We start from the raw sequence: 9796 nt of genomic DNA on the forward strand, positions 1-9796 counted from the left end.
CCCATTGGCTGCATTTTTTATGAATCGTGTTTATGCGACTTCGTAGAAATTCGGTTCGATATCAACTTGTCGTTGGATGATCTGCGTCGCCATCTTGGTACATTTCCCACATTGATCAGCCACACCAAGACGCCTTTTAACGTCAGCTAAAGAAGAATCACCTTGGCTAACAGCTTCTTTAATCTGGGTATCAGTGATTGCATGGCAAAGACAAACGTACATGGAATATCATCTCTAAATCGAACATGGCCCGAAGTATAAATGGAAATGATTCTCAATGCTAATAACGACTAGATATAGATATTGGTCATTTCATCTAAGCCAGTTATTAAAAAGCGTGCTTAGCTCACATTATTGTTATGGTTGCCGTATTGCTCATATTTTGTGCGCCACTGGACGTTAATTAGTAACCACGCTCAAAGTGCACTCTATGGGAAAGCTGTTCGCCGTTTATCCACTTGTGGAAGTTTTTGCTAAAAATCTCTACCACCTGCTCAGGAAAGCTAGGCGCCGCAATATGCGGTGTAATGATAACATTGTCCAGGGACCAAATTGGATGCTCTTCAGGCAGAGGCTCTTGATTAAATACATCGAGAATCGCCTGTTGCTCAGGGTGCGAAATTAACTGTTGATAGAGCGCGTCTAAATCCAGTACATCTCCGCGACCTAGGTTAAATAGCACGACCTCTTCTTTGAGGAGCGACAGGGTATGCTTGTCTAGTGCGCCTCGTGTTTCAGGTGTGCTGGGGAGGATACTCGCAACCGCATCGGCTTGGGGTAAATAACGGCTAAGGTTGGCTAAAGTATCAACTTCATCAAAGCTTTTAGTGGGTTTAGCTCCACGGTTAATGCCAATAACATGCATACCAAAGTGCTTGGCTGTTTGAGCAATATGCTTGGCAATTGAGCCAGTACCTAGTAACAGTAATGTTTGTCCTTGTAGGGTTTTAAAACTGCCAGGTAACCAGATTTTCTGCTCCTGTTGGGTCTTATACTTACGATGCTGCCTTTGGTAGGCCAGCAGGTAACCAAACAGATACTCACTCATTAGTGGTCCGAAAATGCCTCTCACATTGGTGAGCTCATAGTCTTTTCTTTGCCTAGGTTTGACCAGGGCGTCGACCCCCGCGAAAGTCGATTGCATCCATTTTAAATTGGCAGCATGAGGTAGCAGCGGAGCGGCCAATTGTGGTTCAGCTAACCAGATATCGGCATTAAAAATACTTTTAGGATCATCATCTAAAATGAGCGTGTTAGGAAGATGGCACGAATTTAATAGTTGGCGATAACGCTCATTTTCTCTGGTAAGCAATAGTAGCTTGTGTCCCATACTAACTCCCTATATTCTACATTTATCTTTGTTTTAACTTGCTTGGCCAATGTCTAATCTAATATCTAATGCTATTGAATTTCTTAACTATTTAGGCGGATTCATCACCCCTTGGCTAGCTGAAGTTTCAACGGCAATTATCGCTTGCTGTCTGGTCGTGTTTGGCGCTGATATTAATCGTTTTTTACGTCGATATTTTGCGGGGCGCTCGTTTTTGCTACGCACACTTATTTTTGTGATTGTGAATGCATTTGGCTATGGTTTGATTATCATCAATTTAAGCCCATTGTTAGCGCAATATATGGCCAAAATACCCTTACACTGGTTATTTGTTTTGCTTGTGACCATTTTCTTCGCTATAGGTAGCTGGGCACAACGCAATAGACAAGTTTAAGTTGTTAATTTTAGTGTAGTTTATTTTTTTTACTTTGTGCAAATCAGCGAATGTCTCGCTTGCCAGAGCCGCTATTTTTTCGCTAGATGAGTCAGTGCTCGGTCTGGGTAATTAGTGAATATCCCATCGACCCCCATTCGCTTTAGCATGTCGAGATCGTCAAGATTATCTACAGTATAAACATACACCTTGGCACCTCGCTTATGGGCATCATCAACCATCTCTTGGGTCGTAAAACTTAACCCTAAATGGATTGAATAGGCATGGAGTTGACTGACGATATGAGCGAGCTCGAGTGGCACACCTTCGATTAACGGTGCAACTAACGCATCTGGAAATTGCTGTTTAAAGCTCGCTAGAAACGGATGATTAAACGATGAGATCAATAGCTTGTCAGCGTCATACTTAAGTTCACTAAGAAGTTTTGGGTAGAGAGCCATAAATGCTTCTAGGCAAGCTAGTCCCTTTAGTTCAATGTTGACTAAGGTATTGTGGGGGTTAAGCAAGCTTAACACTTGGATTAAGCTTGGAATTGATTCACCATCAATGGTCACTAAGCTTAACGCCTCCTTAGTGAATTGTTCAATAAGACCCGTCCCTGAGCTTTTCGGCTCTAGGCGCCTATCATGAAATACATACAGCTCATCTTCGACTAAGTGGATATCAAGCTCTACAGCCTTTGCACCTAATTCAACGGCTTTGGCAAAAGCTGCAAGACTATTTTCAGCCACATAACCGCTGGCGCCGCGGTGAGCAAATATCATCATAACGAGTTCTCAATAATCTTGTGTTTAGGTTCTTAACAAGCTTTGTACGTCCTTACTCTGGGTAGGGGACAGATGTACTTCAAGCTGCGGATAAGCAAGCTCTAGGTCGTTCTCTCGTAACTTCTTGCTAATCTGCTTGTGGAGTTTATGTCTTAATGGCCAGCGTGCACCCATGTCTTTAGCATAAGCTCGAACTTCAAAGTCTTGGGTGTGTTGGCCAAATCCTGCAAACCAAACTTCAGGTTCAGGTGAAAGCAGTGCATCATCACATTCTTGTACCGCTTGATAAAGTGCCGCTTCAACACGCGCAGGATCGGAGTCTCGTGCAACAGAAACATAAACAATAACGCGTGTAATCGGGTCTGATAGAGACCAATTAATCAATTGTTCAGTAATAAAGGCCTTGTTGGGCACGATGATCTCTTTGCGATCCCAATCGACGATCGTCGTCGCTCGAATTTGAATTTTACTCACTGTACCGGTTAAATCACGAATGGTGACTGTGTCGCCTATTCGCACAGGCTTTTCAAATAGAATAATCAAACCTGAGATAAAGTTTGCAAAGATCTCTTGCAGACCAAAACCTAAACCAACCGACAGTGCCGCCACTAACCATTGCAGTTTCGACCATTCCATCCCTAAGGTTGAAAAGCCACTGAGTACACCAAATAATATGACTAAATAACGGCTTACAGTCGTTAGAGCAAAACCCGTGCCCTGACTGAGATCTAACCTCTGTAGAATGGTTAGCTCAATAAGGCCAGGTAGATTAGTTGCTATCATCATCGAAAAACCGACGATTATTAGCGATAGCAGCAGGGACTTAAGGGTGATTGGGATCTGTTGCTCAATACCATTAATCGTGGTGTTGCTAGACCATAAGGTGACGCCATCAAGTAGTGAGAACAGTGCGGTATGAGTTTGGGTCCAGAGACCAACAATACTGGCAAGAAACGCGAGTAGTAACAATGAGCGTACTAGCCCTAAAGACTGACTAGAGATGGTTTCCAGATCGACCGTCGGTTCTTCATAGGTATCGACTTGTTCACTCACACCGACATCACCTTTTTCACGTTGCGCGAGTACTTCTGCACGTTTGGCTTTGGCGCGATCGAAGGCGATACGACGACGTTCAATTAACATCCAACGCTTAATGAGATGGTAAAGCAGTAGGAAACCAAGGCCAAAAATTAATGATAGCTGCAACTGCAGGAACATCTGGAATGCAGTGTAGTAATAGCCCTGAAATGCTAGAACTGCACAGGCAAGCGGCATAATGATTAACATGGCCCACAAGAGTTTTTGAATGAGCTTTTTGTTTTTGCTGTGTTCGGGAGTGGTTTGTTTGTTCGATAGGCTGAGCATATCTTTGTAAAACCAAAACAGCATTAAACAGAAAATGATAAATGCACCACGGCCTAGGCTGTTTCGAACCAATGAAGTATCGATGATCTCAGTAAAGGCCATGATGGCAAAAAATGGGGTAGCCATAATGGTGAACTGTCTGAAGCGTTCTTGTCCCGATCTTACAATGCTTTTAGGGGCTTTAAAGTGATTGATCAATAAGCCTCTGTCTAGGGCTAGTAGATACACAAATCGATAAAGTTGATACAAGATCCCAAGGGCCATGATCCCCATGCCAATTGCGGAGACGAAATTATGGCTAGAAAGGTGGAAAATGCCACCTGCTAGTACTATTGGTAGCGGTTTTAATAGGCTATAGAAAAATGAGTTAACCAATACATGGAAGGTGTAAATAAACTTATCTTGGGTAACGTTACCCACAAAAGCGAGTTCGCGGCGCATGGCGGATTTAAACTTAGGGGTTAAGATATCCTGAGCGACAAGGCTAACGACAAATAGGATCAGCCACCAAGACCAAAGCGAGCTTTGATCGTTAAAAGAGCTTTGCATCTGATTCCAAGGTGCTTGTTGCAGCATCCATTGGATACTTTGATGCAAGTCGGTGATCCACAGACCTCCAATACTGTTTGCATTGGGGACCCAGAATAGATGTTCATTTAAGGTGCTTTTTAGTGTGAGATATTGCTGATTAAGTTGCTCATAGCTAACTCTAAGATCGGCCAGTTCACTTAAATATTGGTCATAACTTTGCAGCAACTGCTGCAATAACATGCCTTGAGACGATAACAGTTTGGCTTGCAATGAGTTATCGGCGCCAATATCTATCACTTGCTGACTATTAAGAGTTTGCGCTTGTTCTACCTGATATCGAGCAAGTCGAGTATTGGCAATTTCGTTCTGTACAGGATCCTGATTTGGCGGCTTAGGCAGTGCTTGAAGCATCTGTAAGAAACGCTCACCAAAGGCGGAGTTGAGCTTAATCCAGCCAATCTGCTGTTGAATAGTGGTTAGCTGTATGGCTTGCGCTTGATACAGGGCTTCGGCTTGTTCTTGTTGACTCAGTGCTAGGCTTATCTTGTGATTCAGTTTTTTTAAACTTTCGCCATAAAGCAAGTTACTGTCACTGAGCTCTTGGGCTACGGGGTCGTGGTCTTTACCACTGGGTAAAAGACTGCCAGCAATGGTCGCTTCAGTGCGAGCTTGCCTCTGTAGCACGATTTGTTGATTCAAGCGTTCGATCAAAAGTTCTTGCTGAGCGAGTTGCTCACGTACCAACTTTAACTGTAACTGATTAAGGTCTATCTCTTTTTGGCTGCTTGCGAGTAATGCTTCTAAGGTCTTAACATGTTGTTGGTACAGTTCGCCCTGAGCCGTCAAAATTTGGTTATTAATCGTTTGTTCTTTAGCTATGCGGATTTTTTTGTGCTTTTGCAGCGCAGCTCTAGCTTTTACCAATGCATCTGGGAGTTCATTATGGGATTTAATCAGTGCATTGATTTTTTGACTAAGGCTTATTTCTACTTCTTTCAATTCCGACAAGCGTAGGTATGCGAGTGATGCTTGTTGGTTAATATCTTTTTGATTTGATGATGTGAGTGGCTTCTGTGCATCTTTTATTTGATTGAGCAGGTTTTGTTTATGCTTATCAAAATTTTGCAGTAGTTCACGGGCACTATTTTCAGTGAAGACAAGATCGTTAATTTTATCCTGTAATAGGCTCAATTGTTCTTGTGGCGTCGACTCGCTACTAGAGGGAGACAGGCCAAGGCGTTTCTCTATTTGGAGTGGGGAGTTCGCATTAGCGGATAAGGCGAATAAGCACAGAAAGAGTAATAAAAAACGATGCATGATAAGAGTACGAACAAGGCAAAAAGGACTTGCTCATAGTAGCCAAGTTATCGTGATAAATAAATCGCTCTATGTACTCTTTTTTGCTCGGTTTGATCTGTGACTTTGTTGGGTTTCAAATAAGGCCGTCGCGACGACTAGCATTCCACCAATAATCGTTTTCATTGCTAAGTCTTCACCAAGCACGAATAAAGCCAGCATGGCGCCGTAAAAAGGTTGCAGGCATGAGACTAATCCTACCGTTTTAGCGCTGAGTAATCTTAATGCTGAAGTAAATAGCGCATGAGGGGCAGCGGTAAACACTACGCCTAATAAAATAATTAACCACCATACATTTTGCTCTATGGTATTAAGCTCGACACTTAACCATGGAGCCAGAAAGAATACAGCAACTGAGGTCTGATAGAACATGGCTTGCTGGCCGCTATAGGCGGTAAAGTATCGCTTATGTAATAGATTGCGGGCTGTAAATAGTGCCGCAGATAAAATACCGATAGCAATACCTAAAGTCACCTCGTTACCTAGACTCGCCTCCGGGATCAGTAAAGACACACCAATTAATACCACCACGCCACTGACAACATCAGCCAGTTTAAGCTTTGTTTTGGTAACGATAGGCTCAACCAGTACGGTCATAACCGGATAAGTAAAAAAGGCAATCATGCCTATGGCAACCGATGATAGCTGCATAGAGGCAAAATAGGTGACCCAGTGCAAACTAACAAGAATGCCTAGACCTATGGCAATAAAGTAGTCTTTACCAGCATTGAGTGACAGGCGTTGTTTACTGAGCTTTACGATTAAGGCTAATACGGTGGCAGCGACAACGCAGCGTAGCAGGGTGATATCGAGTGCGCTAAGAGGGATAAGCTTTGAAAACAGCGCGGTGCCGCCGAAAAGTAGCACCGCGAAGTGAAGTTCTAACAGCCCTGTTTTTTTATTGTCCATTCATACCTTAGAGATTAGTCTTCGATTTTTGCAAAAGCTTGACCCATACGTGTTACGCTTTTTGGTTCTACTCCAGTAGCAAATTCATCGAGGGCATCTTTAGCGAATAACATCACTACAGTGCTACCTAGCTTAAAGCGGCCCATTTCAGCGCCTTTATCAAGCGTCAATGCATTAGGGCCTTCAGTTGGGTAATCCCAAGTGAATACTTTTTTGCCTGTTGGTGGTGTGACTGTACCTGCCCAAACTGTTTCAATGCTTGCCACAATTGTAGCGCCAACTAATACCATGGCCATAGGGCCGATTTCAGTTTCGAAAATAGCGACAACACGCTCGTTACGTGCAAATAAACCGGGCACGTTTTCAGCTGTTAATGGATTAACAGAGAAGAGTTCACCAGGAACATAAGTCATCTTAGACAAGGTGCCTTTAATTGGCATGTGAATGCGATGATAGTCTTTTGGTGCAAGGTAAATTGTGGCAAAGTCGCCGCCTTCAAAACGCTTAGCATCATCAGCCTGATCACCTAGCAATGCAAGTGAAGAATAATCATGTCCTTTGGCCTGAAAAATACGTCCTTCTTTAATCGGGCCGAGTTGGCTAACTGCGCCATCTACAGGGTGAACGATATAATCATTGTCATCACATAATGGACGAATCCCTGGTTTTAATGCGCGAGTAAAGAAGTCATTAAAACTTGCATAAGCAGTGGCTTCTGGCTGCGCGGCTTCACTCATATCAATTTTATACTGCTTGATAAACCAGTTAATAGCGGCTGTCGTCACTGACCCCATTTCTGCAGCGGCAAGTTTGCCTACAAGGCGAGAAAGCAAATGCTTTGGCATCATGTACTGCAGGGCAATTTTAACTTTATCCAATTTCAATATCCTTTAATCTTTCACCTATTTTGAGGTGCTATCTGTTTTTAATAAAGCGGGTGGGCCATTTTCACAAGTGGGCTGCGTTAAGTGCAGCGTCACTCAAGTTTGCCATCGTACCGCTTTATCTATTTTGATTTGACAGTTATCGAGTCGTTATTATTCGTCTGGACCCGCTCTAAAATGACGGGCATGTCTTTGCTCGTCTAAGCTAGCAATAATACGGTGGTAGTTATTGTATCTGTCTTCGGTGATCTCACCGGCTTTAAAAGCTTCGGTAATTGAGCAACCAGGATCATTTAAGTGTTTGCAGTCTCTAAATTTGCAAGTGCCTAAATAGTCTCTAAATTCAATAAAGCACCAGCCCACTCTGTCTGCAGGTAAGTGCCAGAGCGCGAATTCTCGCACACCTGGTGAGTCAATTAAATCTCCGCCAGTTGCAATATGCAGGAGTTTAGCTGTGGTGGTTGTGTGTTGACCTAAGCCAGAGTTTTGAGAAATATCTCCGGTGATTAGTTCTGCATCCGGCATCATGGCATTAATCATTGAAGATTTACCGACACCCGATTGCCCCACAAAGACACTGACTTTGCCATCCATTAACGCGTGTAGCTGCTCTACACCTTCACCGGTTATGCTGCTTACGCGGTAAATCTGGTATCCAATGGCTTTGTAGCGTTCAAGTGCAGCATCGATTTCAGGCGCTTCTTCAGGCGTAATTAAGTCAACTTTATTTAAGATGATGACAGGTTGGATGCCTGTGTCTTCAGCTGCAACTAAATAACGGTCGATGATTTGGGTAGTAAACGCCGGCTGTGTAGAGGTGACAATCAAAATCTGATCGATATTTGATGCAATGATTTTCACGCCATCATAAAGATCCGGGCGTGATAACAGCGAATGTCTTGGATGAACTGCCTCTACAATGCCTTCGATACGGCTAGCGCCCGACTCACTGGTCAAGGCTAAACGAACGATAACTTTATCACCAGTGACCAGACTTTTAATATTGCGTCGAATATTACAGCGAGCAAGATGTCCTCCGTCGGTCTCAACGTCAGCGTGCTGACCGAAACGGGAAATAATGGTGCCTTGCTGCTCAGGGCCTAACGTACTGTCTTGTAAGTCAGTCGTTTCGCCTGCGTCGTGGCTCTGTAATTTCTTTTTTTGGTTGGTCCGCATTCTGCGTAATTGACCATGGCTTAGCGGTTTCTTTTTGCTCACGTATTAGTCTTCAATGATAAAGGTGATTTTGTGTTGCTTAAAAAAGCAGTATGATACACGGTCTAAAACAAAAAAGCCTGAATTTAGGCTAACAGGAATAACAGGTCGCTTTATGGCTATAGATGAAAACAATCTGATTTGGGTCGATTTGGAAATGACAGGGCTAGAGCCTGACGTTGACAGAATTATTGAAATTGCCACAATAGTGACAGATAAAGAGCTCAACATTATCGCGCAAGGGCCTGTTTTTGCTATCCATCAGTCAGATGAACAGCTTGCTTTGATGGATGACTGGAACCAGAAACATCATGGTGAGTCTGGCCTTGTGGACCGCGTAAAAGCGAGTACTGTTAATGAAGAGCAGGCTATTGCAGAGACTATTGCCTTCTTATCGCAATATGTACCCGCAGGTGTTTCACCTATGTGCGGTAACAGTATTGGTCAAGATCGCCGCTTCCTAAATCGTTATATGCCAGCTTTAGAAGATTACTTTCACTATCGCAATATCGATGTGAGTACAATTAAAGAGCTAGTTCGTCGCTGGGAACCAACCGCGATGGAAGGTTTCAGTAAAAAGAATACTCACCAAGCATTACAAGATATCGAAGAATCTATCGCCGAATTGCAGTTTTATCGAGCGAAAGTATTTAGAATTTGACCAATCAGTCAGTTTATTTGCAAGAAGGGGTTGCACCGTAGGGATATTTTCATATAATGCGGCCTCAACTTTTCGCTAAGCACCAAACTTAGTGATTACTGATAAAAGTTGAAATGCGACATTAGCTCAATTGCTAGAGGAAAGAACGATACCTTTAGTGAGTGGTTACAAGCTAAGATGCAAAATTAAGATTTATGCGACATTAGCTCAGTTGGTAGAGCGATACCTTGCCAAGGTATAGGTCATCGGTTCGAACCCGATATGTCGCTCCAAATTAAAACTTATGGGATGATTACATTCGGTAAGTAAAAAAGATTTACGCGACATTAGCTCAGTTGGTAGAGCGATACCTTGCCAAGGTATAGGTCATCGGTTCGAACCCGA

Annotated in this window: 9 protein-coding genes and 1 tRNA gene; 3 read left to right on the forward strand and 7 right to left on the reverse strand. The window is 43.2% G+C overall.

Annotated features, from left to right (window positions below):
• Positions 1–30: 30 nt before the first annotated feature.
• Together ACVBIO_RS14690 and ACVBIO_RS14695 are read right to left on the reverse strand one after the other, a co-directional pair.
• Positions 31–222, reverse strand: a complete 192-nt coding sequence (locus ACVBIO_RS14690; protein ID WP_447172900.1) for a bacterioferritin-associated ferredoxin — start codon at positions 220–222, stop codon at positions 31–33.
• 181 nt (positions 223–403) lie between these two features.
• Complete coding sequence (locus ACVBIO_RS14695) at positions 404–1330, reverse strand: D-2-hydroxyacid dehydrogenase (RefSeq protein ID WP_447159589.1); 927 nt, start codon at positions 1328–1330, stop codon at positions 404–406.
• A 49-nt stretch (positions 1331–1379) separates the two neighbouring features.
• Here ACVBIO_RS14695 and ACVBIO_RS14700 point away from each other — a divergent pair, with 49 nt between their 5' ends.
• Positions 1380–1724: a DUF3392 domain-containing protein gene (locus ACVBIO_RS14700; RefSeq protein WP_447164494.1), complete on the forward strand. Its 345-nt coding sequence runs from the start codon at positions 1380–1382 to the stop codon at positions 1722–1724.
• A gap of 71 nt (positions 1725–1795) precedes the next feature.
• Here ACVBIO_RS14700 and ACVBIO_RS14705 read toward each other — a convergent pair whose 3' ends face one another.
• From ACVBIO_RS14705 to rsgA, 5 genes are all read right to left on the reverse strand, one after another.
• Complete coding sequence (locus ACVBIO_RS14705; protein WP_447159587.1) at positions 1796–2491, reverse strand: glycerophosphodiester phosphodiesterase; 696 nt, start codon at positions 2489–2491, stop codon at positions 1796–1798.
• A 24-nt stretch (positions 2492–2515) separates the two neighbouring features.
• On the reverse strand, positions 2516–5704 hold the full coding sequence (locus ACVBIO_RS14710) for a mechanosensitive ion channel domain-containing protein (RefSeq protein WP_447164493.1): 3189 nt from the start codon (positions 5702–5704) through the stop codon (positions 2516–2518).
• Between the two features lie 69 nt (positions 5705–5773).
• Complete coding sequence (locus ACVBIO_RS14715) at positions 5774–6652, reverse strand: DMT family transporter (protein ID WP_447159585.1); 879 nt, start codon at positions 6650–6652, stop codon at positions 5774–5776.
• 14 nt (positions 6653–6666) lie between these two features.
• On the reverse strand, positions 6667–7530 hold the full coding sequence (asd, locus tag ACVBIO_RS14720; protein ID WP_447159584.1) for an archaetidylserine decarboxylase: 864 nt from the start codon (positions 7528–7530) through the stop codon (positions 6667–6669).
• A 159-nt stretch (positions 7531–7689) separates the two neighbouring features.
• On the reverse strand, positions 7690–8754 hold the full coding sequence (rsgA, locus tag ACVBIO_RS14725; protein WP_447159583.1) for a small ribosomal subunit biogenesis GTPase RsgA: 1065 nt from the start codon (positions 8752–8754) through the stop codon (positions 7690–7692).
• Between the two features lie 112 nt (positions 8755–8866).
• Between rsgA and orn the strand changes: the two genes are divergently transcribed.
• Together orn and ACVBIO_RS14735 are read left to right on the forward strand one after the other, a co-directional pair.
• On the forward strand, positions 8867–9412 hold the full coding sequence (gene orn / locus ACVBIO_RS14730; RefSeq protein WP_447159582.1) for an oligoribonuclease: 546 nt from the start codon (positions 8867–8869) through the stop codon (positions 9410–9412).
• 196 nt (positions 9413–9608) lie between these two features.
• Positions 9609–9684: transfer RNA gene (locus ACVBIO_RS14735), tRNA-Gly, on the forward strand.
• Positions 9685–9796 lie beyond the last annotated feature (112 nt).

This window comes from Shewanella sp. 0m-8 (assembly GCF_052977265.1).

Coding starts and splice junctions, on each gene's coding strand:
- ACVBIO_RS14710 (WP_447164493.1), bottom strand. CDS start 5,704: ATGCATCGTTTTTTATTACTCTTTCTGTGCTTATTCGCCTTATCCGCT.
- ACVBIO_RS14700 (WP_447164494.1), top strand. CDS start 1,380: ATGTCTAATCTAATATCTAATGCTATTGAATTTCTTAACTATTTAGGC.
- orn (WP_447159582.1), top strand. CDS start 8,867: ATGGCTATAGATGAAAACAATCTGATTTGGGTCGATTTGGAAATGACA.
- ACVBIO_RS14715 (WP_447159585.1), bottom strand. CDS start 6,652: ATGGACAATAAAAAAACAGGGCTGTTAGAACTTCACTTCGCGGTGCTA.
- ACVBIO_RS14705 (WP_447159587.1), bottom strand. CDS start 2,491: ATGATGATATTTGCTCACCGCGGCGCCAGCGGTTATGTGGCTGAAAAT.
- ACVBIO_RS14695 (WP_447159589.1), bottom strand. CDS start 1,330: ATGGGACACAAGCTACTATTGCTTACCAGAGAAAATGAGCGTTATCGC.
- ACVBIO_RS14690 (WP_447172900.1), bottom strand. CDS start 222: ATGTACGTTTGTCTTTGCCATGCAATCACTGATACCCAGATTAAAGAA.